We start from the raw sequence: 23,085 nt of genomic DNA, 5'->3' as shown, positions 1-23,085 counted from the left end.
ACAAGCCTCTCGGCGATCCCTCCAGGGGGGTTGATGCTGCCCGAATCTGGGCAGAGAGGGTCGCGATGCAGTCCGAACTACCCGCATAACGAACACAGTTACCTGTCCTTCGGACAACACATGGTCAAATCCTTGTTGCAGACCTGTCAAACGGGCGACTTCGCTGGCACGCTCACACCCGCAACACCCACCCCCACGATCCCCACGCTTTTCAGCGAAGGAGCCCGCGTGACCCGCCAGCAGTCCTCGCACCGCCGCACCACCGCCCGCGCCGCCGCCCTGATCGCCTCGGCCGCCATGGTCGTCGTCGGCGTCCAGACCGGATCCGCCAACGCCGACGCCCAGCGCGAGGCCGGTGCCACGGCGATCCAGCTGACCGGCACCCAGCGCGCCGCCGCCATCCACGAGGCCCAGGGCGAGACCGCCGCCACCGCCCGGGCCATCGGCCTGCCGGCCCAGGAGAAGCTGGTCGTCCGGGACGTCGTCAAGGACGCGGACGGCACCGTCCACACGCGCTACGAGCGCACCTACGAGGGCCTTCCGGTCATCGGCGGCGACCTGGTCGTCCACCAGAAGAAGTCGGGCGCCCGCTCCACCACCAAGGCGACCTCGGCCCGCATATCCGTGGCCACCACGACGCCCGCCGTCTCCTCCGCCGCCGCGGGCAAGTCCGCCCTCGCCTCCGCCGCCAACGCGGACGAGAAGGTCGCCTCCGCCCGCAAGGTGATCTGGGCGGCCACCGGCAAGCCGGTCCTCGCCTGGGAGACGTACGTCACCGGCGTCCAGAAGGACGGCACCCCGAGCCGCCGCCAGGTCGTCACCGACGCCACCACCGGCAAGGAGCTCTCCTCCGTCGAGACGATCGAGACCGGCGTGGGCAACACCATGTACTCCGGCCAGGTCACCCTCGGCACCTCGGGCTCGTACACCCTCACCGACGCCACGCGCGGCGGCCACAAGACGTACGACCTGAACGGCGGCACGTCCGGCCAGGGCACCCTCTTCACCAACTCCACGGACACGTGGGGCAACGGCCTCGCGAGCAACCGCGAGACGGCCGCGGCCGACGCCCACTACGGCGCGGCGGTGACGTGGGACTTCTACAAGAACGAGCTGGGCCGCAGCGGCATCCGCGGCGACGGCGTCGCCGCCTACTCCCGCGTCCACTACGGCAGCGCGTACGTCAACGCCTTCTGGGACGACTCCTGCTTCTGCATGACGTACGGCGACGGCATCAACAACACCCACCCGCTCACGTCCCTCGACGTGGCCGGCCACGAGATGTCCCACGGCCTGACCTCCTCCACCGCGAACCTCCGCTACAGCGGCGAGTCCGGCGGCCTGAACGAGGCGACCTCCGACATCCTCGGCACCTCGGTCGAGTGGTACGCGAACAACTCCACCGACGCGGGTGACTACCTCATCGGCGAGAAGATCGACATCAACGGCGACGGCTCGCCGCTCCGTTACATGGACCAGCCCAGCAAGGACGGCAAGTCCGCCGACTACTGGTCGAAGTCGGTCGGCCGCCTGAACGTCCACTACTCCTCGGGCCCGGCGAACCACTTCTTCTACCTGCTGTCCGAGGGCAGCGGCACGAAGACGATCAACGGCGTCACCTACAACTCGCCGACCTACGACGGCTCCACGGTCACCGGCATCGGCCGCCAGGCCGCGTACAAGATCTGGTACAAGGCCCTCTCCACCTACATGACCTCCACCACCGGCTACTCGGGCGCCCGCACGGCCACCCTCTCGGCCGCCGCGGACCTCTACGGCACCGGCAGCACCCAGTACAACGCGGTCGCCAAGGCCTGGACCGCGATCAACGTCAAGTAACCCCACAGGCCCACACAGGCAAAAAGGAGACCCCGCCCGCAGTGCTCCCACTGCGGGCGGGGTCTCCCGCGTTCCCCCCGCCACCGCCCCGCGGCCGCACAAACAACAAGACCCCGCGCTCAGCGTTTCCGCTGATCACGGGGTCTCTTGGCACTTCCTGCGAAGTGCCCCCGGCAGGATTCGAACCTGCGCACACGGCTCCGGAGGCCGTTGCTCTATCCCCTGAGCTACGGGGGCGTCCGCTGCGTTCTGCGGCGACGGGTAGAACCCTACCAGCTCTCCGGGGGTGCCTGTGAACAGGTATTTCCGGGGCGTCACCAAGGGGCGGGTCCCCCGCACGGGTCAGAAGTGGGCAAAACCCGGACGCGGTCGTTCTGGGCGGCCTACTCTCGTTCGTGTGTCAGGCGTGTCCGGTCGGGTGCTCGTTGTCGATGACAACAAGGTGATCCGGCAGTTGATCAGGGTCAATCTCGAACTCGAGGGGTTCGAGGTCGTGACCGCGGCCGATGGTGCCGAGTGTCTGGATGTCGTACATCAGGTCTGTCCTGATGTCGTCACCCTGGACGTCGTCATGCCCCGCTTGGACGGGATCAAGACGGCCGAGCGGTTGCGGTCCGACCCGCGGACCAGTCATCTGCCGGTGGCGATCATCAGCGCCTGCGGCGAGCACGAGGTCGGCGGGGTCTCCTCCGGTGTCGACGCCTTCCTCGCCAAGCCCTTCGAGCCCTCGGACCTCGTACGCGTGGTCCGGCAGTTGATGCACCGCGAGCGGCGGGAGCGTCCGGACGCGGGCGGGCAGGACGGGGGAGAGGAGCCGGCCGCAGTCGACGGGCCCGGACGGCGCGAGCAGGACGCCCGGCAGCAGGATCCGCCCTGCAGCAGGGCGCCCGGCGTGCCGGGAGTGTGCGCGGGGTGATCCGAGCCCTGTGCGTTCGGGTGCCGTCGTAAAGGCGCCCGTACGGCAGGGTGCCCGTACGGCAGGGCGCCCGCACGGCAAGGCGCCGCACGGCAGGGTGCCCGCCCGGCAAGGCGCCGCACGGCAAGGTGCCCGCACGGCGAGGTGCCCGCATGGCGAAACCGGTTCGCGTTCTGACCCCCCTCCTCCCCTAGGCTTGTCCCGTGACCCCCGCGGACCTCTCCCTCACCGTGCAGCACGCCGTGCGCCGTGCGGTCGACGACGGTGCGCTGCGGGTCGACGTCCCCCCGCGCGTCAAGGTCGAGCGGGCCCGGCCCGGGGGCACCGGGGAGTACGCCAGTAGCGTCGCGCTCAGTCTCGCCCGGCCCGCCGGCCGCAGCGCCCTCGACGTCGCCGGGGTTCTGAAGGAGCGGCTCCAGGGAGCCCCCGGGATCCTCGCCGTCGACATCACCGGGCCCGGGTTCCTGAACTTCACCCTCCGCCGCGACGCCGGCGGTGATCTCGTACGGGCGATCCGTACCGCCGGATCCGCGTACGGGCACGGCACCGCCCTCGCCGGGACCGTCGTCCGGTTCGGCGAGGTGACAGAGTCCCGTGCCGAGGTCGTCATCGAGGTCGTTCTTCGGTTGCTCCGGAGCCAGGGGGCCGATGCCGGGTTCGGTGGGGGTGAGGGGAGCGAGCGGATCCACGTGCGTCCCGCCCCGTACGCGCCCCACCTCCTCGGTGTCGACGCCGCCCGCTGGTCCCTCCTGCGCGCCGCGCCCCAGGACCGGGCCCTCGACGGGCCGCCCCTCCTCGTCCAGCACGAGCGCAACTCCCTCTTCCGCGTCCGGTACGCCCACGCGCGGGTGCGCAGGCTGCTCGTCAACGCGGCGCAGCTCGGCTTCAGCCCCTCGTACGACACAGAGTGCGGCACCGACCTCCACGCCCCCGAGCTCCTCGGCGTCCTCGACGACCACCCCCTCGTCCTCCTCGCCGCCGCCCGCCACCGCGCCCCCGACCGGGTCGCCCGGCACCTGGAAGCCACCGCCGACGCGCTGCTCGCGTTCCAGCACACCGTTCTGCCGCTCGGCGACGAGAAACCCTCGGCCGCCCACCGTTCCCGGCTCGCGCTCGCCGAAGCCGCCGGGACGGTGCTCGCCGGTGGCCTCTCCCTGCTCGGCATCAGCGCACCCGACCAGATCTGAAAGAGCCAGTCGTCATGAGCCGTTCCGCCCACCCCGCCGGGCCCCGTCACGCCGATGTCCTTCCCGAGGGGCACTACTCCGCTCCGCCCGCCGATCTCAACACCCTCGATCCGAAGGTGTGGGCCCGGACCGTCAGCCGGGACGAGCGCGGGGTCGTCACCGTCGGCGGCATCGGCGTCGACGCCCTCGCCGAGGAGTTCGGCACGCCCGCCTACTTCCTCGACGAGACCGACTTCCGTGCGCGCTGCCGTGCCTGGGCCGAGGCCTTCGGCAAGGACGCCGACGTGTTCTACGCCGGCAAGGCCTTCCTCTCCCGCGCCGTCGTGCGGTGGCTCAAGGAGGAGGGGCTCAACCTCGATGTGTGTTCCGGCGGAGAGCTGAGCACCGCTCTCTCCGCCGGGATGCCCGCCGAGCGCATCGCCTTCCACGGGAACAACAAGAGTGAGGACGAGATCCGCCGGGCCGTCGAGGTCGGCGTCGGGCGGATCGTGCTCGACTCCTTCCAGGAGATCGTCCGGGTCGCCCACATCGCCCAGTCCCTCGGCAAGCGCCAGCGCGTGCAGATCCGGGTGACCGTCGGAGTCGAGGCCCACACGCACGAGTTCATCGCCACCGCCCACGAGGACCAGAAGTTCGGGATCGCCCTCGCCGGCGGGCAGGCCGCCGAGGCCGTGCGCCGGGCGCTCAAGCTCGACGGGCTCGAGCTCATCGGCATCCACTCCCACATCGGGTCGCAGATCTTCGACATGGCCGGGTTCGAGGTGTCCGCCCGGCGCGTCGTCCAGCTGCTCGCCGAGGTGCGCGACGAGCACGGCGTCGAGCTGCCCGAGATCGATCTCGGCGGCGGGCTCGGCATCGCGTACACCTCCGAGGACGATCCGCGCGAGCCGCACGAGATCGCCAAGGCGTTGAGCGAGATCGTGACGCGGGAGTGCGAGGCCGCCGGGCTGCGGACTCCTCGCATCTCCGTCGAGCCCGGGCGGGCCATCGTCGGCCCCACCGCCTTCACCCTCTACCGCGTCGGCACCGTCAAGCCCCTCGAAGGGCTGCGGACGTACGTGAGCGTCGACGGCGGCATGTCGGACAACATCCGCACCGCCCTCTACGACGCCGAGTACAGCGTCAGCCTCGTCTCGCGGACCAGCGAGGCCGAGCCGATGCTCTCCCGCGTCGTCGGCAAGCACTGCGAGAGCGGCGACATCGTCGTACGGGACGCCTTCCTGCCCTCGGACCTGGCGCCCGGCGACCTCATCGCCGTGCCGGCCACCGGCGCGTACTGCCGCTCCATGGCCAGCAACTACAACCACGCGCTCCGACCGCCCGTCGTCGCCGTCCGCGACGGCGAGGCGCGGGTCATCGTCCGGCGCGAGACGGAGGAAGATCTCCTGCGGCTCGACGTCGGATGATGAAATAGTCGAGTGATGAAATAGATGTCTCAAAATCCGGACGAGGGGCGGAATCCCTCGTCCGGTGAGTGAGACTGGTTCTCCGTAGAGATACGCAACCGTAGAGATACGAAGCAGTACGAGAAACGAGGTCGGATGATGCGTACGCGTCCGCTGAAGGTGGCGCTGCTGGGCTGTGGAGTGGTCGGCTCAGAGGTGGCGCGCATCATGACGACGCACGCCGACGACCTCGCCGCGCGCATCGGCGCGCCGGTCGAGCTCGCCGGCGTCGCCGTCCGCCGGCCCGACAAGGTCCGCGCGGGCATCCCCGCCGAACTGCTCACCACCGACGCGACCGCCCTCGTCAAACGCGGGGACATCGACGTCGTCGTCGAGGTCATCGGCGGCATCGAGCCGGCCCGCACCCTCATCACCACCGCCTTCGAGCACGGCGCCTCCGTCGTCTCGGCGAACAAGGCGCTGCTCGCCCAGGACGGCGCGAGCCTCTACGCCGCCGCCGAGCAGCACGGGCAGGACCTGTACTACGAGGCCGCCGTCGCCGGCGCCATCCCGCTCATCCGGCCGCTGCGCGAGTCCCTCGCCGGCGACAAGATCAACCGGGTGATGGGCATCGTCAACGGCACCACCAACTTCATCCTCGACAAGATGGACACCTCGGGGGCCGGGTACTCCGAGGCCCTCGACGAGGCCACCGCGCTCGGGTACGCCGAGGCCGACCCCACCGCCGACGTCGAGGCCTTCGACGCCGCCGCCAAGGCCGCCATCCTCGCCGGGATCGCCTTCCACACGCGCGTGCGCCTCGACGACGTCTATCGCGAGGGCATGACCGAGGTCACCGCCGCGGACTTCGCCTCCGCCAAGCAGATGGGCTGCACCATCAAGCTGCTCGCGATCTGCGAGCGGGCCGCCGACGGCGAGTCCGTCACCGCGCGCGTGCACCCCGCGATGATCCCGCTCAGCCACCCGCTCGCCTCCGTCCGCGAGGCGTACAACGCGGTCTTCGTCGAGGCGGAGGCCGCCGGGCAGCTCATGTTCTACGGCCCGGGGGCGGGCGGCTCGCCGACCGCCTCGGCCGTGCTCGGCGACATCGTCGCCGTCTGCCGCAACCGTCTCAACGAGGCGACGGGCCCCGGCGAGTCCGCGTACACCCAGCTGCCCGTGAGCCCCATGGGCGACGTGGTGACGCGGTACCACATCAGCCTCGACGTGGCCGACAAGCCGGGCGTCCTCGCCCAGGTCGCGACGGTCTTCGCCGAGCACGGCGTATCCATCGATACGGTGCGCCAGCAGGGCAAGGACGGCGAGGCATCGCTCGTCGTCGTCACCCACCGCGCGCCCGACGCCGCCCTCTCCGGGACCGTCGAGGCGCTGCGCAAGCTCGACACCGTGCGCGGTGTCGCCAGCATCATGCGTGTTGAAGGGGAGTAAGGACCCATGACCACCAAGGGCACCCACCAGTGGCGCGGCATCATCGAGGAGTACCGGGACCGCCTTCCGGTCACGGACACGACGCCGGTCGTCACGCTCCGTGAGGGCGGTACGCCGCTCGTTCCCGCTCAGGTCCTCTCCGAGCGCACGGGCTGCGAGGTGCACCTCAAGGTCGAGGGCGCCAACCCCACCGGCTCCTTCAAGGACCGGGGCATGACCATGGCCATCTCGAAGGCCAAGGAGGAGGGCGCGCAGGCCGTCATCTGCGCGTCCACCGGCAACACCTCGGCGTCCGCCGCCGCCTACGCGGTCCGCGCCGGGATGGTCTCCGCCGTCCTCGTGCCGCAGGGCAAGATCGCGCTCGGCAAGATGGGCCAGGCCCTCGTGCACGGCGCGAAGATCCTCCAGGTCGACGGCAACTTCGACGACTGCCTGACCCTGGCCCGTAGCCTCTCCGAGAACTACCCGGTGGCGCTGGTCAATTCGGTCAACCCGGTCCGCATCGAGGGCCAGAAGACCGCCGCGTTCGAGATCGTGGACATGCTGGGCGACGCCCCCGACATCCACGTCCTGCCCGTCGGCAACGCCGGCAACATCACGGCGTACTGGAAGGGGTACCGCGAGTACGCCGCCGACGGTCTCGCCACCCACCGCCCGCGCATGTGGGGCTTCCAGGCCTCCGGCTCCGCCCCGCTCGTGCGCGGCGAGGTCGTCAAGGACCCGTCGACGATCGCCACCGCGATCCGCATCGGCAACCCGGCCTCGTGGGACTACGCGATCGCCGCGCGCGACGAGTCGGGCGGCTTCATCGACGAGGTGACGGACCGTGAGATCCTGCAGGCCTACCGCCTGTTGGCCGCTCAGGAGGGCGTCTTCGTCGAGCCCGCCTCGGCCGCCTCGGTCGCCGGCCTCCTGAAGGCCGCCGCGCAGGGCAAGGTCGACCCCGGCCAGCGGATCGTCTGCACCGTCACCGGCAACGGCCTCAAGGACCCCGACTGGGCCGTCGCCGGCGCGCCGCAGCCGGTCACCGTCCCGGTCGACGCCGCGGCCGCCGCCGAGCGCCTCGGTCTGGCCTGAAAGCAGAACCCGGCCTGAAGCAGAATCTGGCCTGAAAGCAGAACCTGGCTTGAAACGGGCCCTGGCCTGAAAACAGGCAAGGCCCGCCGGTTCCTGATCGGGTGAAACCCGATCAGGAACCTACATAGGCGCACAGGATTGCTCGCGACACGCATCGTGCGCCTCCTGTGCGCCCTATGTCGCCACAGAACCTTCCTTCGATAGGCTGTACCGAACCCGCCCCGACGCATATGCGCGGTGTCGTTGCCGTTGTCGCCGCCGCGGCCGAAACGGCCCCCCGGGCCCGGGTCCCCGAGTACTTCTCTTGCAATACCCGTTGTCCGAAACACCGTTTTCGCAATCAAGGAGAGTCAACGAGCGATGGCCGGTCCAGCGTTCCGCGCCGCCGCCGTACGGGTGCGCGTCCCCGCCACCAGCGCCAACCTCGGCCCGGGCTTCGACGCCTTCGGCCTGTCGCTGGGGCTCTACGACGACGTCGTCGTCCGGGTCGCCGACTCCGGGCTGCACGTCGACATCGCCGGTGAGGGCGCCGAGACGCTCCCGCGCGACGAGAGCCACCTGCTCGTACGCTCCCTGCGCACGGCCTTCGACCTGCTCGGCGGACAGCCGCGCGGCCTCGAGGTCGTCTGCGCCAACCGCATCCCGCACGGCCGCGGCCTCGGCTCCTCCTCCGCCGCCATCTGCGCCGGCATCGTCGCCGCCCGCGCCGTGACCATAGGCGGGGACGCCAAGCTCGACGAGGCCGCCCTCCTGGAGCTGGCCACCGAGATCGAGGGCCACCCCGACAACGTCGCCGCCTGTCTGCTCGGCGGATTCACGCTCGCCTGGACCGAGTCCGGTGCCGCCAAGGCGATCAGGATGGATCCTTCGGATTCCATCGTTCCGGTGGTTTTCGTCCCCGGAAAGCCCGTACTGACCGAGACCGCCCGCGGACTCCTGCCGCGCACCGTCCCGCACGTGGACGCCGCCGCCAACGCCGGGCGCGCCGCCCTCCTCGTCGAGGCGCTGACCCGCCGCCCCGAGCTGCTGCTCGCGGCCACCGAGGACCGGCTGCACCAGGAGTACCGGGCCCCCGCGATGCCGGAGAGCATCGCCCTGGTGAACCGGCTGCGCGCGGACGGCGTCCCCGCGGTCATCTCCGGCGCGGGCCCCACGGTCCTCGCGCTGGCCGAACACGGGACGGCCGACAAGGTCGCCCGCCTCGCGGGCGAGGGCTGGGCCGCGAACCGGCTCGACCTCGACGCGTCCGGAGCGAGTGTCCTGCCGCTGGCGCCCTAGGCGCGTGGCGGCCGGGGCGCCGGGCAGCGCCTCGGACAGGAGATTGCCGGTGAGGGAGAGGGGGAATGTTTGTTGGAGCCGGTAGTGTTAATCTCAAGTCTGCACCCGACCTCTTTGTGGAGCGGTGCGGAGTGTCCCCATCAGGGACCACCCATTCTTCCGGGAGCCTCCCCAACTGCCTGAGCAGCCTGCCTGAGCAGTTTCGAGCACGCTCCGGAACCGGCACGACACCCCTCGTTCTTCTTTCGAGTCGAGGGCCGAGCAGGGGGCGCTCGGGCCGGACCCACAGCACGTTCTCTCTCCGCCGTACCCGGCGGGACCACCGCCCCGGACACGGTCCACGAACCAGGACCCTGCCGGACAGCACAACCGGTCGCCGAGCCAGATGGCCGACGTCCGCTCCAGGGAAGGACCCTTCGTGAGCGACACCACCGATCTGATGGGCGTGACTGCCGACAGCAGTGTCGACACCGCCGCGCCCGCCGCAGGTGCCACCGGCACCGCACGGCGCCGCCGCTCCGGCACCGGCCTCGAGGGCATGGTCCTGGCCGAGCTGCAGCAGGTCGCGTCCGGCCTCGGCATCAGGGGCACCGCGCGGATGCGCAAGAGCCAGCTGATCGAGGTCATCAAGGAGGCGCAGGCCGGAGGCTCCGCCGCCCCCGCCAAGACCGCCGACGCCGCCGACACCAAGCCGAAGCGCCGCGCCACCTCCAAGGCCCGCACGGGCGAGACCGCCGAGGCCGCCGCGCCCAAGGCGGAGAAGGCCGAGAAGGCCGTCGCCCAGCAGCAGATCGACATCCCGGGCCAGCCCGCCGCCGACGACGCCCCGGCCGGTGAGCGCCGCCGTCGTCGTGCCACCGCGCCCGCCGGTTCCCCGGAGGTCGAGGCCAAGACCGAGGCCGCCCAGGTCGTCAAGACCGAGGCCCGTACCGAGACCCGCGAGGTCAAGGCCGAGCCGCAGGCCGACGCCAAGGCCGAGGCCGCCGTCGACGGCGCCGAGGGCCGTGGCCGCCGTGACCGCGGCGAGCGGGGCGAGCGCGGGGAGCGCGGGGAGCGCGGCGACCGCCGTGACCGCCGTGACCGTCAGCGCGACCGCAAGGGCGACGAGCAGCAGCAGGGCGGTGGCCAGGGCGGCCAGCGCCAGCGCCAGGGCGGCCAGGGCCAGGGCCAGGGCGGCCAGGGCCAGCAGGGTGGCCAGCAGGCCGGCCCGCAGGACGAGGACGACTTCGAGGGCGGCCGTCGTGGCCGTCGCGGCCGCTACCGCGACCGCCGTGGCCGTCGTGGCCGTGACGACTTCCAGGCCGGTGAGCCGCAGGTCGCCGACGACGACGTCCTGATCCCCGTCGCGGGCATCCTGGACATCCTCGACAACTACGCGTTCATCCGGACCTCCGGCTACCTGCCCGGCCCGAACGACGTGTACGTCTCCCTCGCCCAGGTCCGCAAGAACGGCCTGCGCAAGGGTGACCACGTCACCGGCGCCGTGCGTCAGCCGAAGGAGGGCGAGCGCCGCGAGAAGTTCAACGCGCTGGTCCGCCTGGACTCCGCGAACGGCATGGCCGCCGACTCCGGCCGCGGCCGCCCGGAGTTCAACAAGCTGACCCCGCTCTACCCGCAGGACCGCCTCCGCCTGGAGACGGACCCGGGCGTGCTCACCACCCGCATCATCGACCTCGTCTCGCCCATCGGTAAGGGCCAGCGCGGTCTGATCGTGGCCCCGCCGAAGACCGGCAAGACCATGATCATGCAGGCGATCGCCAACGCGATCACGCACAACAACCCCGAGTGCCACCTGATGGTCGTCCTGGTCGACGAGCGTCCGGAAGAGGTCACCGACATGCAGCGGTCGGTCAAGGGCGAGGTCATCTCCTCGACCTTCGACCGCCCGGCCGAGGACCACACCACCGTCGCCGAGCTGGCCATCGAGCGCGCCAAGCGCCTCGTGGAGCTGGGTCACGACGTGGTCGTCCTGCTCGACTCGATCACCCGTCTGGGCCGCGCGTACAACCTCGCGGCGCCCGCCTCCGGCCGCATCCTGTCCGGTGGTGTCGACTCGACCGCGCTCTACCCGCCGAAGCGCTTCTTCGGTGCCGCGCGCAACATCGAGGACGGCGGCTCGCTGACCATCCTGGCCACCGCGCTGGTCGACACCGGCTCGCGGATGGACGAGGTGATCTTCGAGGAGTTCAAGGGCACCGGCAACATGGAGCTCAAGCTCGACCGGAAGCTCGCCGACAAGCGCATCTTCCCGGCCGTCGACGTCGACGCCTCGGGCACGCGCAAGGAGGAGATCCTCCTCGGCAGCGACGAGCTCTCCATCACCTGGAAGCTGCGTCGCGTGCTCCACGCGCTCGACCAGCAGCAGGCGATCGAGCTGCTGCTCGACAAGATGAAGCAGACGAAGTCGAACGGCGAGTTCCTGCTCCAGATCCAGAAGACCACTCCTGGAGCCGGCAACAACGACTGACGCGAGAGCCGCGTCACACGACGAGAGCCGGGCTCAGATCCCGTAACCCCGTCGTGACCTGCGTAAACCACTGCGCCCACCGTGTTCCGCACGGTGGGCGCAGTGCTGTTTCCGGGAGAAGCTCACCCAAACCTCACAGGCCCATATGCAACCCTTTCGGCTGCTTCGCCGTCACAGAAGGTGAATCCTAGGGCTGAGGGAAGACGATGACCGAGCAGAGCAAGACCGGCCGCGCACGCGGCGGGGGCCGAGGCCGGCGCCGCAAGCGGCCCGCCAAGCGGCGCACGGCGCCGATCCTCATATCGGGGGCCGCCGCGGTTCTCGTCCTCGGCGGCGCCGGACTCGGCTACGTCTACTTCAAGCTCGACGGCAACCTCAAGGGTGTCGACATCAACGCCCAGCTCGGCGAGGAGCGCCCCGAGAACGTCGACAACGGCTCCCTCGACATCCTCGTCCTCGGCTCCGACTCCCGCTCCGGCGACAACGGCGCCTACGGCAAGGACGAGGGCGGCGCCCGCTCCGACACCGCGATGGTCGTGCACGTCTACGAGGGCCACAAGAAGGCCGGCGTGGTCTCCATACCCCGCGACACCCTCGTCACCCGGCCCTCCTGCACCGACGCACAGGGGACCGCCGTCCCCGGCGAGCGGCGGGTCATGTTCAACACCGCCTACGAGGTCGGCGGCCCCGCCTGCGCCGTCAAGACCGTCGAGTCCATGTCCGGCATCCGCATGGACCACTACATCGAGGTCGACTTCACCGGCTTCAAGAAGCTCATCGACGAGCTCGGCGGCGTCGAGATCACCACCACGCAGGCCATCAAGGACGACAAGAGCCACCTCGACCTCGCACCGGGCACGCACACCCTCGACGGCGAGCAGTCCCTCGGCCTCGTCCGCACCCGCAAGAGCATCGGCGACGGCAGCGACCTCGGCCGCATCCAGCTCCAGCAGGCCTTCATGAAGGCCTTCATCGAGCAGGTCAAGGGCGTCGGCGCGCTCACGAACCCGACGAAGCTGTACGGACTCGCCGACGCCGCCACCAAGGCCATCACGCCCGACTCCGAGCTCGACTCGGTGCAGGAGCTGATGGGCTTCGCCAAGGGACTCTCCGGCATCGGCGCCCGGAACGTCCACATGGTCACCCTGCCCGTCGAGTACGACCCCCGGGACCCCAACCGCGTCGTCCCCCTCGAAGCCAAGGCCGCACAGGTCTGGAAGGCCCTCAAGAGCGACCTGCCGATCCCCGCGTCGGCCACGAAGGACACCGCCACCGGCAAGGCCGACGGCGTCGTGCAGTGACCGACGGCGTCGTGCGGTGACCGGCGGACGTCGTGGGACGACCGGCGGACGAGCCCGGGAATACCTCCGGGCCGACCCCCGTTTTGGGAGATGCGGCCGGTCCTGGCAGACTGGTACGTCGGCCCCGGTTCACGCTGTCCGCAACCCGCGGCGGCGACCCGGAGCCCTCCCGAAACTAGGAGACACCTTGAAGCGCGAGATCCACCCCGAGTACGTCGAGACCCAGGTCAGCTGCACCTGTGGCGCGTCGTTCACCACCCGTAGCACCCTGACCGAGGGCACCATCCGTGCCGAGGTCTGCTCCGAGTGCCACCCGTTCTACACGGGCAAGCAGAAGATCCTCGACACCGGCGGCCGCGTGGCCCGCTTCGAGGCCCGCTTCGGCAAGGCTGCCGGCTCCGCCAAGTAGCGAGCCACTGCGCCGGTCTTCGGCTGCCCCCGTGCGGGGGTGGCCGGGACCGGCGCTTTGCCGTCCCGTAGCAACCCACGAAAACCCAGGAGCCCCCGATGTTCGAGGCGGTCGAGGAACTGGTCGGCGAGCACGCCGACCTTGAGACCAAGCTCGCGGACCCTTCGGTCCACGCCGATCAGGCGAACGCGCGCAAGCTCAACAAGCGCTACGCCGAGCTGACCCCGATCGTCGCCACCTACCGCTCCTGGAAGCAGACCGGTGACGACATCGAGACGGCGCGCGAGCTGATGCACGACGACCCCGACTTCGCCGCCGAGGTCAAGGAACTGGAGAAGCAGCGCGAGGAGCTCACCGACAAGCTCCGCCTGCTCCTCGTTCCGCGCGACCCCAGCGACGACAAGGACGTCATCCTGGAGATCAAGGCGGGCGCGGGCGGCGACGAGTCCGCCCTCTTCGCCGGTGACCTCCTCCGGATGTACCTGCGGTACGCCGAGCGCGTCGGCTGGAAGACCGAGATCATCGACGCCACCGAGTCCGAGCTCGGCGGCTACAAGGACGTCCAGGTCGCCGTGAAGACCAAGGGCGGCAACGGCGCGACCGAGCCCGGCCAGGGCGTCTGGGCCCGGCTCAAGTACGAGGGCGGGGTGCACCGCGTCCAGCGCGTGCCCGCCACCGAGTCCGCCGGCCGCATCCACACCTCCGCCGCCGGCGTGCTCGTCACGCCCGAGGCCGAGGAGGTCGACGTCGAGATCCACGCCAACGACCTGCGCATCGACGTCTACCGCTCGTCCGGCCCCGGCGGCCAGTCGGTCAACACCACGGACTCCGCGGTCCGCATCACCCACCTGCCGACCGGCATCGTCGCCTCCTGCCAGAACGAGAAGAGCCAGCTCCAGAACAAGGAGCAGGCCATGCGCATCCTGCGCTCCCGGCTCCTCGCCGCCGCGCAGGAGAAGGCCGAGGCCGAGGCCGCCGACGCCCGCCGCAGCCAGGTCCGCACCGTCGACCGCTCCGAGAAGATCCGCACGTACAACTTCCCGGAGAACCGGATCTCGGACCACCGCGTCGGCTTCAAGGCGTACAACCTGGACCAGGTGCTCGACGGCGACCTGGACGCCATGATCCAGGCCTGCGTCGACGCCGACTCGGCGGCGAAGCTCGCCGCCGCGTGAGGCGGACGAAGCCCGTCGCAGCGTAAGGCCCCCCTCAAGCCCCACCCCGCACCACGGAGGACCAGCGTGAACCTGCTGCTTGCCGAGGTGGCCCAGGCCACCCAGCGGCTGGCCGACGCCGGCGTTCCCTCACCGCGTTTCGACGCCGAGGAGCTCGCCGCGTTCGTGCACGGCGTCAAGCGGGGGGAGCTGCACAACGTCAAGGACGCGGACTTCGACGCCCGCTACTGGGAGGCCGTCGCCCGCCGCGAGGCGCGCGAGCCGCTCCAGCACATCACCGGGCGGGCGTTCTTCCGCTACCTGGAGCTCCAGGTGGGGCCCGGTGTCTTCGTGCCCCGCCCGGAGACCGAGTCGGTCGTCGGCTGGGCCATAGACGCCGTACGCGCCATGGACGTCGTCGAACCGCTCATCGTCGACCTGTGCACCGGCTCCGGGGCCATCGCGCTCGCGCTCGCCCAGGAGGTGCCGCGCTCGCGCGTGCACGCCGTGGAGCTGTCCGAGGACGCGCTCGCGTGGACCCGGAAGAACGTCGAGGGCTCCCGCGTCACGCTGCACGAGGGCGACGCGCTCACCTCGCTGCCGGAGCTCGACGGCCAGGTCGACCTGGTCGTCTCCAACCCGCCGTACATCCCGCTCACCGAGTGGGAGTACGTGGCGCCCGAGGCCCGCGACCACGACCCGGAGATGGCGCTCTTCTCCGGCGAGGACGGCCTCGACTTCATCCGCGGCCTGGAGCGCACGGCACACCGGCTGCTGCGGCCCGGGGGACTCGTCGTCGTCGAGCACGCCGACACGCAGGGCGGCCAGGTGCCGTGGATCTTCAACGAGGAGGCCGGCTGGGTCGACGCCGCCGACCACCCCGACCTGAACAACCGGCCGCGCTTCGCGACCGCCCGCAAGGCGATGCCATGACCAAGCACGACGTGTACGAGGAGGCCCGGAACTGATGGCACGGCGATACGACTGCAACGAGTCGACCGACCGCGTGACCGGTCTGCGCGAGGCCGCGTCCGCCGTCCGCCGGGGCGAGCTGGTCGTGCTGCCCACCGACACCGTGTACGGGATCGGGGCGGACGCCTTCAGCAGCGAGGCCGTCGGCGACCTGCTCGCCGCCAAGGGCCGCGGCCGCAACACGCCCACGCCCGTGCTCATCGGCTCCCCGAACACCCTCCACGGCCTGGTCACCGACTTCTCCGAGCAGGCCTGGGAGCTCGTCGACGCCTTCTGGCCCGGCGCGCTCACCCTCGTCGCCAAGCACCAGCCGTCCCTCCAGTGGGACCTCGGCGACAGCCGGGGCACCGTCGCCATCCGGATGCCGCTGCACCCGGTCGCGATCGAACTGCTCACCGAGGTCGGCCCGATGGCCGTCTCCTCGGCCAACCTCACCGGCCACCCCGCGCCGGAGGACTGCGACGCGGCGCAGGGCATGCTCGGCGACTCCGTCTCCGTCTACCTCGACGGCGGCCCGACCCCCGGGATCGTCCCCTCGTCCATCGTCGACGTCACGGGCAAGGTGCCGGTGCTGCTGCGCGAGGGCGCGCTCTCCCCGGAGGAGCTCCGGAAGGTCGTACCCGACCTCGAGGTGGCCAGTTGACCGCCCCTGAGGGGCGTGGCATAGCGGGGTTCGACGACAGCAGCACCTTCCGCATCCTCCACGTCAGCACCGGCAACGTCTGCCGCTCGCCGATCACCGAACGGCTGACCCGCCACGCCCTGAGCGTCCGCCTCGGCGACCCCCTCGGCGGCGGCCTGATCGTGGAGAGCGCGGGCACCTGGGGCCACGAGGGCGCCCCGATGGAGACCAACGCGGAACTGGTCCTCGCCGACTTCGGCGCGGACTACAGCGGCTTCGTGGGCCGCGAGCTCCTCGACGAGCACGTCATCCGCGCCGACCTCGTCCTGACCGCGACCCGCGACCACCGGGCGCAGGTCATCTCGATGGGCCACTCGGCGGGCCTGCGCACCTTCACCCTGAAGGAGTTCACCCGCCTGGTCCGCGCGATCGACCCCGCGACCCTGCCGGACCCGCGCGACGAGGGCATGGTGGAACGCGCGCGTGCCCTGGTCCGTGCGGCAGCGGCTCTACGCGGGTGGCTCCTGGCCCCCTCGGTGGACGCCGACGAGGTCAACGACCCGTACGGAGCCCCGATCACGTTCTTCCGCTCGATCGGGGACGAGATCAACCAGGCACTGGATCCGGTGGTCACGGCCCTGACGGGCGTCTCGGCCAAGCGCTGACGGCCCGGGCGGGCGCCTCGGCCACGCCGACGGCCCGAGCCACGTCCGGCGGTCGGAGGCCGCCGCAGCGTCCCGAAGCCCGTGAGGCCCCCCGGGGCCGAGCGGTGCGAGGGGCGCGTCGAGAGGAGTCGACAGGCGGGGTGGGGTGCCGCTGCCTACATTGGTGCTGACACCCCTCCACGTCCGGAGTCAGCCATGTCCGTCACCGCGCCCCCCGATGAGGAACTCGACGTCCTGCGCCGGCAGGACCCCGAGATCGCCGACGTGCTGCTCGGCGAGGCGCGGCGGCAGGCCGACAGCCTGCAGCTGATCGCGGCCGAGAACTTCACCTCGCGCGCCGTTCTCGCCGCCCTCGGCTCCCCCCTCGCCAACAAGTACGCCGAGGGCTATCCGGGCGCCCGGCACCACGGCGGCTGCGAGTACGCCGACGCCGCCGAGCGGATCGCCGTCCAGCGGGCCACCGCGCTCTTCGGAGCCGACCACGCGAACGTACAGGCCCACTCCGGCTCCTCGGCCGTCCTGGCGGCGTACGCGGCCCTTCTCAGGCCCGGTGACACGGTTCTGGCCATGGGCCTGAACCACGGGGGGCACCTCACGCACGGTTCGCCCGCCAATTTCTCCGGCCGGTGGTTCGACTTCGTGCCCTACGGCGTCGACGCCGACACCGGGCTCGTCGACTACGAGCAGGTCGCCGCGCTCGCCCGCCACCACCGCCCCAAGGCGATCGTCTGCGGGTCGATCTCGTACCCCCGCCACCTCGACTACGCGGTCTTCCGCGAGATCGCCGACGAGGTCGGGGCGTATCTGATCGCCGACGCCGCCCATCCCATCGGGCTCGTCGCCGGGGGAGCGGCCCCCAGCCCCGTCCCGTACGCCGACGTGGTGTGCGCGACGACGCACAAGGTGCTGCGCGGGCCGCGCGGCGGAATGGTGCTGTGCGGCGAGGAGCTCGCGGAGCGGATCGACCGGGCGGTGTTCCCGTTCACCCAGGGCGGCGCCCAGATGCACACGATCGCGGCGAAGGCGGTGGCCTTCGGCGAGGCGTCCACCCCGGCGTTCACCGAGTACGCCCATCAGGTGGTCGAGCACGCGCAGGTCCTCGCGTCCGCGCTCGCCGCCGAGGGCTTCGCGCTCACCACCGGCGGGACGGACACGCACCTCATCACCGCCGACCCGGCGCCCCTCGGCGTCGACGGCCGCACCGCCCGCGCCCGGCTCGCCGCCGCCGGCATGGTGCTCGACACCTGCGCCCTGCCCTACGGGGAGGGCCGCGGGATCCGGCTCGGCACCGCCGCCGTCACCACGCAGGGGATGGGTGCTCCGGAGATGGCGAGAATTGCCGCACTGTTCACCGTCGCGTTGCGCGATGACGCCGGGGAAACGGCCCGGGTACGCGCGGAAGTACGGGAGCTGACCTCCCGATTTCCCCCGTATGGGCCCTGACGGGAGCCCGAGCGCAACCGTTCCGGGGGCACGGGTGTCTCCAAGCACATGGACGGCACGGCTAGGGTGTGGGGCTGAGATGGCCAGCGATTCCTGTGGGGCAGCCCGTGCGTGATTACCTGCTGACGCTCTGTGTCACGGCCGCGGTGACCTATCTGCTCACCGGTCCGGTGCGGAAGTTCGCCATCGCCACCGGGGCGATGCCGGAGATCCGCGCCCGCGACGTACACCGAGAACCGACTCCGCGGCTCGGTGGCATCGCCATGTTCTTCGGGCTGTGCGCGGGACTCCTCGTCGCCGACCACCTGCAGAACCTGAACAGCGTCTTCGAGCTGTCCAACGAGCCCCGCGCGCTGCTCTCCGGCGCCGCGCTGATCTGGCTGATCGGCGTCCTCGACGACAAGTTCGAGCTGGACGCGCTCATCAAGCTGGGCGCGCAGATGATCTCGGCGGGCGTGATGGTCGCGCAGGGTCTGACGATCCTGTGGCTGCCGATCCCCGGCGTCGGCACGGTCGCCCTCACGCCCTGGCAGGGCACGCTCCTGACGGTCGCCCTGGTGGTCCTCACCATCAACGCCGTGAACTTCGTCGACGGCCTCGACGGCCTCGCCGCCGGCATGGTCTGCATCGCCGCCGCGGCCTTCTTCCTGTACGCGTACCGCCTCTGGTACGGCTACACGATCGAGGCGGCCGCCCCCGCGACCCTCTTCGCCGCGATCCTCATGGGCATGTGCCTGGGCTTCCTGCCGCACAACATGCACCCGGCGCGGATCTTCATGGGCGACTCGGGCTCGATGCTGATCGGTCTGGTCCTGGCGGCCTCCGCCATCTCGATCACCGGCCAGGTCGACCCGGACGTACTGAAGCTCTTCGAGGGCTCGACCCGTGAGGCCACCCACGCGGCCCTGCCCGTCTTCATCCCGCTCGTGCTGCCGCTGACGATCATCGCGATCCCCATGGCCGACCTGGTCCTCGCGATCGTGCGCCGTACGTGGAAGGGCCAGTCGCCGTTCGCGGCCGACCGCGGGCACCTGCACCACCGGCTCCTGGAGATCGGCCACTCGCACAGCCGCGCGGTTCTGATCATGTACTTCTGGTCGGCGCTCATCGCCTTCGGCACGCTGGCCTACTCGGTCCACTCGACCTCGATGTGGATCGTCCTCGGGGTCGTCGCGCTGAGCGCGATCGGCCTGGTGCTGCTCCTGCTGCCGCGGTTCACGCCGCGCGCCCCGCGCTGGGCCCAGTCCGTCGTCCCGCCGCGCTACCGCCGCCGCAAGCCGGCCGCCGTGCCGGCGGAGGCCGCCGCGTCCGCAGAGGCGGAAGGGGCCGAGGGGGCCGAGGAGGAGCGGGAGCCCGTGTCCGCCGGGGTCAACGGGGCGACCGCCATCGGTCACCGTTCGCGCTTCTCCGACAGGAGTAAGGCCGGGGCGCGCGGTTGACGAAAGCCCCATCCGGGGCCAATAGCACACAAGGTGCCTCACTGTCGCGCACACACGCGCGGGGTAACTCTCATGTGTGACTGTTGGCACACCGTATGGGTAAAGACCTATTCAAATAGTTTGTGATACGGTTCACGAGACCCGGCGACAGTGCCGAAAGACCGTAGTGCGACGGTCTGTTGGCCCCGAGACCCACCTCGGACCGGGCTTACGCTCGTCCATGACGACACCATCGCCCCCTCCAGAGCAAGCGGAGACACCGCCATGCCGTCGAACGACGCACGCATCCTTCTGCACGCCGCCGTACCCAGCGCAGCCGTCGGCGCCATCGCCACGGTCATCAGCGGGGTGGTCGCCGGTGGCAAGGGTGCGATCGGCGCCGTCGTCGGCACCCTGGTGGTCCTCCTCTTCATGGGGATCGGGCTGCTGGTGCTCCAGCGGACGGCGAAGTCGCTTCCGCACCTCTTCCAGGCCATGGGGCTGATGCTCTACACGGCCCAGCTGCTGGTGCTCTTCATCTTCCTGGCCTTGCTGAAGGACACGACGCTGTTCGACTTCAAGGCCTTCGCCTTCACGCTGCTCGCGACGACCGTGGTGTGGGTCGCCGCACAGGCCCGGGCCTACATGAAGGCCAAGATCACGTACATCGACCCCGGAAACACGGGGTCCAAGTCGTGAAGGGTAGGGCCGGGATAAAGCCGCGTTCGGCTTCCTGCTATCGTCCGGTGCCAACTGCGGCACTGCGGACGCGGGCATCCGAAACGGCGCCTGTCCCAGCGAGAGGCTCGATGCCGAACCGCCGCCCCCTTATCCGTAAGACCAGTCCAGTGCCGACCCGCGGCTGCGCGCCGCGCCGACACAACGAGGTTGCCGTACCTATGCGCCACGCTGAAGGAGCCCGCGGTGAGTGCTGACCAGACGCTTGCCTTCGACCCGGATTGCCACATCTTCTCTGGATGTGGCTTCCCGGCGCCGGGCCTGCACACGTTCATGTACGAGCCGATCGCCACGTGGGGAAGCTTCGAGCTGACGAAGCCCATGCTGCTCGCGGTCCTGGGCTCGCTCGTGGTTGTCGGGTTCTTCTGGGCCGCCTTCAACAAGCCCAAGCTGATCCCCGGCAAGATGCAGATGGTCGGCGAGGCCGGTTACGACTTCGTGCGCCGCGGCATCGTCTACGAGATCATCGGCAAGAAGGACGGCGAGAAGTACGTCCCCTTCATGGTGTCGCTGTTCTTCTTCGTGTGGATCATGAACCTGTGGTCGATCATTCCGGTCGCCCAGTTCCCGGTCACCTCGCTGATCGCCTTCCCGGCGGCCCTCGCACTGATCGTCTACGTGATGTGGGTGGCGCTGACCTTCAAGAAGCACGGCTTCGCCGGCGGCTGGAAGAACATCCTCGGGTACGACAAGTCCCTGGGTGCGATCCTCCCGCTCATCATGCTCCTCGAGTTCTTCTCGAACCTGATCATCCGGCCCTTCACGCACGCGGTCCGACTGTTCGCGAACATGTTCGCCGGTCACCTGCTCATCGTGATGTTCTCGCTGGCCACCTGGTACCTCATGAACGGCCTGGGCTTCGTCTACGCCGGCGCCTCGTTCGTGATGGTCCTGATCATGACTGCCTTCGAGCTCTTCATCCAGGCCGTCCAGGCGTACGTCTTCGTCCTCCTGGCCTGCAGCTACGTCCAGGGCGCGCTCTCCGAGCACCACTGAGCCGGCCCGGCCAGCCAAGCACCACACCCCCAACCAACAGTCGTCCGGTGGCCAACCCCCACCGGGTCCTTGAAAGAGAAGGAAGAACCGGCATGTCCGCTCTCGAGACTCTCGCCGCCGTCAACGGAAACGTCGCCTCCATCGGCTACGGCCTCGCGGCCATCGGCCCCGGCGTCGGCGTCGGCATCATCTTCGGTAACGGCACCCAGGCCCTCGCCCGTCAGCCCGAGGCTGCCGGCCTGATCCGCACCAACCAGATCATGGGTTTCGCCTTCTGTGAGGCGCTCGCCCTCATCGGCATCGTCATGGGCTTCGTCTACAAGTAAGCCGGACCGACTGCCCGATTCTTTTTACGGAAGGCACTGATGTGAACGCTCTGCTTCTTGCGGAAGCGGCGGAGGAGCAGCCCCCGCTCATCCCGCATCTCGACGAGCTCGTCATCGGCCTGATCGCCTTCGTCATCGTCTTCGGCTTCCTCGCCAAGAAGCTCCTCCCGAACATCAACAAGGTTCTGGTCGAGCGTCGCGAGGCCATCGAGGGTGGCATCGAGAAGGCCGAATCGGCCCAGATCGAGGCTCAGAGTGTGCTGGAGCAGTACAAGGCCCAGCTCGCCGAGGCCCGCCACGAGGCCGCGCGTCTTCGCCAGGAGGCGACGGAGCAGGGCACCGCGATCATCCAGGAGATGAAGGCGGAAGGCCAGCGCCAGCGCGAGGAGATCATCGCGGCCGGCCACGCGCAGATCGAGGCCGACCGCAAGGCCGCTTCCGCGTCGCTGCGTCAGGACGTCGGCAAGCTCGCCACCGACCTGGCCGGCAAGCTGGTCGGCGAGTCCCTCGAGGACACCGCCCGCCAGAGCCGCACCATCGACCGCTTCCTCGACGAGCTCGAGGAGAAGGCGGAGGCTGTCCGATGAACGGAGCGAGCCGCGAGGCACTGTCCGCCGCCCGCGAGTCCCTCGACGCGCTGACCGACAACACGCCGGTCGACGCGACGAAGCTCGCGGACGAGCTGGCCGCCGTCACCGCGCTGCTCGACCGCGAGGTGTCGCTGCGCCGGGTCCTGACCGACCCCGCGCAGCCGGGTGAGGCCAAGGCCGAGCTCGCGCAGCGACTCCTGCGCGGTCAGGTGGGCGGCGAGACCGTCGACCTGGTCTCGGGCATGGTCCGCTCCCGCTGGTCGCGCTCGCGCGACCTGGTCGACGCGGCCGAGGAGCTGGCGAACACCGCCGACCTCACCGCGGCGCAGAAGGCGGGCGCACTCGACGACGTCGAGGACGAGCTGTTCCGGTTCGGCCGGATCGTGTCCTCCAGCAACGAGCTCCGCTCGGCGCTGACGGACAAGGCCGCCACGGCCACCGCGAAGGGCACGCTGCTCCGCAGCCTGCTCGGCGGCAAGGCCCACGCGACCACCGAGCGTCTGGTCGTCCGTCTGGTGACCCAGCCCCGGGGACGTAGCCTGGAAGCGGGACTCGAGTCCCTGTCCAAGCTCGCCGCGGCGCGCCGGGACCGGATGGTCGCCGTCGTCACCTCGGCGGTGCCGCTGTCGGACCGGCAGAAGCAGCGCCTCGGTGCCGTACTGGCGAAGCTGTACGGCCGCGAGATGCACCTGAACCTGGACGTGGACCCCGCGGTCCTCGGCGGGATCACGGTGCGCGTCGGCGACGAGGTCATCGACGGTTCCATCGCGGAGCGCCTCGGCGAGGCGACCCGTCGACTGGCCGGCTGACGGCAGCGACCACAGCAGCACAGCAACACAGCATGACAAGCGGC

21 protein-coding genes and 1 tRNA gene are annotated in these 23,085 nt (G+C 70.5%); 21 read left to right on the top strand and 1 reads right to left on the bottom strand.

Going from position 1 to position 23,085, the window contains the following annotated elements; translation table 11 throughout:
* Positions 1-228: 228 nt before the first annotated feature.
* Positions 229-1,839 (top strand): M4 family metallopeptidase, encoded by a 1,611-nt coding sequence (locus CCN56_RS20595; RefSeq protein ID WP_373412876.1) that lies wholly within the window; start codon positions 229-231, stop codon positions 1,837-1,839.
* A gap of 165 nt (positions 1,840-2,004) precedes the next feature.
* Here the strand turns inward: CCN56_RS20595 and CCN56_RS20590 are convergent.
* Positions 2,005-2,076: transfer RNA gene (locus CCN56_RS20590), tRNA-Arg, on the bottom strand.
* Positions 2,077-2,125: 49 nt separating this feature from the next.
* Between CCN56_RS20590 and CCN56_RS20585 the strand changes: the two genes are divergently transcribed.
* From CCN56_RS20585 to CCN56_RS20490, 20 genes are all read left to right on the top strand, one after another.
* Positions 2,126-2,755 (top strand): response regulator, encoded by a 630-nt coding sequence (locus tag CCN56_RS20585; RefSeq protein ID WP_306300615.1) that lies wholly within the window; start codon positions 2,126-2,128, stop codon positions 2,753-2,755.
* Between the two features lie 203 nt (positions 2,756-2,958).
* Positions 2,959-3,942, top strand: coding sequence for an ArgS-related anticodon-binding protein NrtL (nrtL, locus tag CCN56_RS20580; RefSeq protein WP_086828872.1), 984 nt, complete (start codon positions 2,959-2,961; stop codon positions 3,940-3,942).
* 14 nt (positions 3,943-3,956) lie between these two features.
* Positions 3,957-5,348 (top strand): diaminopimelate decarboxylase, encoded by a 1,392-nt coding sequence (gene lysA / locus CCN56_RS20575; protein WP_086828870.1) that lies wholly within the window; start codon positions 3,957-3,959, stop codon positions 5,346-5,348.
* A gap of 135 nt (positions 5,349-5,483) precedes the next feature.
* Entirely contained in the window at positions 5,484-6,776 is a 1,293-nt protein-coding gene (locus CCN56_RS20570; RefSeq protein WP_086828868.1) for a homoserine dehydrogenase, read from the top strand.
* A gap of 6 nt (positions 6,777-6,782) precedes the next feature.
* Positions 6,783-7,853, top strand: a complete 1,071-nt coding sequence (gene thrC, locus CCN56_RS20565) for a threonine synthase (RefSeq protein ID WP_086828866.1) — start codon at positions 6,783-6,785, stop codon at positions 7,851-7,853.
* 360 nt (positions 7,854-8,213) lie between these two features.
* Positions 8,214-9,131, top strand: coding sequence for a homoserine kinase (gene thrB, locus CCN56_RS20560; RefSeq protein ID WP_086828864.1), 918 nt, complete (start codon positions 8,214-8,216; stop codon positions 9,129-9,131).
* A gap of 418 nt (positions 9,132-9,549) precedes the next feature.
* Positions 9,550-11,598 carry a transcription termination factor Rho gene (gene rho / locus CCN56_RS20555; protein WP_373412875.1) on the top strand — a complete coding sequence of 683 codons (2,049 nt, stop codon included), beginning with the start codon at positions 9,550-9,552 and terminating at the stop codon, positions 11,596-11,598.
* Between the two features lie 206 nt (positions 11,599-11,804).
* Positions 11,805-12,899, top strand: a complete 1,095-nt coding sequence (locus tag CCN56_RS20550) for an LCP family protein (protein WP_086828860.1) — start codon at positions 11,805-11,807, stop codon at positions 12,897-12,899.
* 187 nt (positions 12,900-13,086) lie between these two features.
* A complete protein-coding gene (gene rpmE / locus CCN56_RS20545; protein ID WP_015036196.1) occupies positions 13,087-13,308 on the top strand; it encodes a 50S ribosomal protein L31 in 222 nt (73 codons plus the stop codon).
* 98 nt (positions 13,309-13,406) lie between these two features.
* Positions 13,407-14,483, top strand: a complete 1,077-nt coding sequence (gene prfA / locus CCN56_RS20540) for a peptide chain release factor 1 (protein ID WP_041131246.1) — start codon at positions 13,407-13,409, stop codon at positions 14,481-14,483.
* A gap of 66 nt (positions 14,484-14,549) precedes the next feature.
* Entirely contained in the window at positions 14,550-15,395 is an 846-nt protein-coding gene (gene prmC, locus CCN56_RS20535; RefSeq protein ID WP_041131247.1) for a peptide chain release factor N(5)-glutamine methyltransferase, read from the top strand.
* Between the two features lie 34 nt (positions 15,396-15,429).
* Positions 15,430-16,077, top strand: a complete 648-nt coding sequence (locus CCN56_RS20530) for an L-threonylcarbamoyladenylate synthase (protein WP_086828858.1) — start codon at positions 15,430-15,432, stop codon at positions 16,075-16,077.
* The gene (locus tag CCN56_RS20525; RefSeq protein WP_086828857.1) at positions 16,074-16,721 is read left to right on the top strand and encodes a protein-tyrosine-phosphatase; all 648 of its coding nucleotides are present in this window, start codon (positions 16,074-16,076) and stop codon (positions 16,719-16,721) included. Before CCN56_RS20530 ends, CCN56_RS20525 begins: the two co-directional genes overlap by 4 nt.
* 195 nt (positions 16,722-16,916) lie before the next feature.
* Positions 16,917-18,164, top strand: coding sequence for a serine hydroxymethyltransferase (gene glyA / locus CCN56_RS20520; protein ID WP_086828855.1), 1,248 nt, complete (start codon positions 16,917-16,919; stop codon positions 18,162-18,164).
* Between the two features lie 107 nt (positions 18,165-18,271).
* A complete protein-coding gene (locus CCN56_RS20515) occupies positions 18,272-19,603 on the top strand; it encodes an MraY family glycosyltransferase (protein ID WP_086828853.1) in 1,332 nt (443 codons plus the stop codon).
* Between the two features lie 264 nt (positions 19,604-19,867).
* Positions 19,868-20,281, top strand: a complete 414-nt coding sequence (locus tag CCN56_RS20510) for a hypothetical protein (RefSeq protein ID WP_086828851.1) — start codon at positions 19,868-19,870, stop codon at positions 20,279-20,281.
* A 225-nt stretch (positions 20,282-20,506) separates the two neighbouring features.
* On the top strand, positions 20,507-21,316 hold the full coding sequence (gene atpB / locus CCN56_RS20505) for a F0F1 ATP synthase subunit A (RefSeq protein WP_041131253.1): 810 nt from the start codon (positions 20,507-20,509) through the stop codon (positions 21,314-21,316).
* A gap of 92 nt (positions 21,317-21,408) precedes the next feature.
* Complete coding sequence (atpE, locus tag CCN56_RS20500) at positions 21,409-21,642, top strand: ATP synthase F0 subunit C (protein WP_010474382.1); 234 nt, start codon at positions 21,409-21,411, stop codon at positions 21,640-21,642.
* 41 nt (positions 21,643-21,683) lie between these two features.
* Positions 21,684-22,229, top strand: coding sequence for a F0F1 ATP synthase subunit B (locus tag CCN56_RS20495; protein ID WP_041131254.1), 546 nt, complete (start codon positions 21,684-21,686; stop codon positions 22,227-22,229).
* A complete protein-coding gene (locus CCN56_RS20490) occupies positions 22,226-23,041 on the top strand; it encodes a F0F1 ATP synthase subunit delta (protein WP_086828839.1) in 816 nt (271 codons plus the stop codon). Before CCN56_RS20495 ends, CCN56_RS20490 begins: the two co-directional genes overlap by 4 nt.
* The last annotated feature ends 44 nt before the right edge of the window (positions 23,042-23,085 follow it).

Source organism: Streptomyces sp. NRRL B-24572, from assembly GCF_002156145.1.
Classification (GTDB): Bacteria; Actinomycetota; Actinomycetes; order Streptomycetales; family Streptomycetaceae; genus Streptomyces; species Streptomyces vietnamensis.
This window is presented reverse-complemented; position numbering and strand designations above follow the sequence as displayed.

Coding starts and splice junctions, on each gene's coding strand:
- thrC (WP_086828866.1), top strand. CDS start 6,783: ATGACCACCAAGGGCACCCACCAGTGGCGCGGCATCATCGAGGAGTAC.
- glyA (WP_086828855.1), top strand. CDS start 16,917: ATGTCCGTCACCGCGCCCCCCGATGAGGAACTCGACGTCCTGCGCCGG.
- CCN56_RS20550 (WP_086828860.1), top strand. CDS start 11,805: ATGACCGAGCAGAGCAAGACCGGCCGCGCACGCGGCGGGGGCCGAGGC.
- CCN56_RS20510 (WP_086828851.1), top strand. CDS start 19,868: ATGCCGTCGAACGACGCACGCATCCTTCTGCACGCCGCCGTACCCAGC.
- CCN56_RS20530 (WP_086828858.1), top strand. CDS start 15,430: ATGGCACGGCGATACGACTGCAACGAGTCGACCGACCGCGTGACCGGT.
- thrB (WP_086828864.1), top strand. CDS start 8,214: ATGGCCGGTCCAGCGTTCCGCGCCGCCGCCGTACGGGTGCGCGTCCCC.
- CCN56_RS20570 (WP_086828868.1), top strand. CDS start 5,484: ATGATGCGTACGCGTCCGCTGAAGGTGGCGCTGCTGGGCTGTGGAGTG.
- prfA (WP_041131246.1), top strand. CDS start 13,407: ATGTTCGAGGCGGTCGAGGAACTGGTCGGCGAGCACGCCGACCTTGAG.
- CCN56_RS20490 (WP_086828839.1), top strand. CDS start 22,226: ATGAACGGAGCGAGCCGCGAGGCACTGTCCGCCGCCCGCGAGTCCCTC.
- atpE (WP_010474382.1), top strand. CDS start 21,409: ATGTCCGCTCTCGAGACTCTCGCCGCCGTCAACGGAAACGTCGCCTCC.
- lysA (WP_086828870.1), top strand. CDS start 3,957: ATGAGCCGTTCCGCCCACCCCGCCGGGCCCCGTCACGCCGATGTCCTT.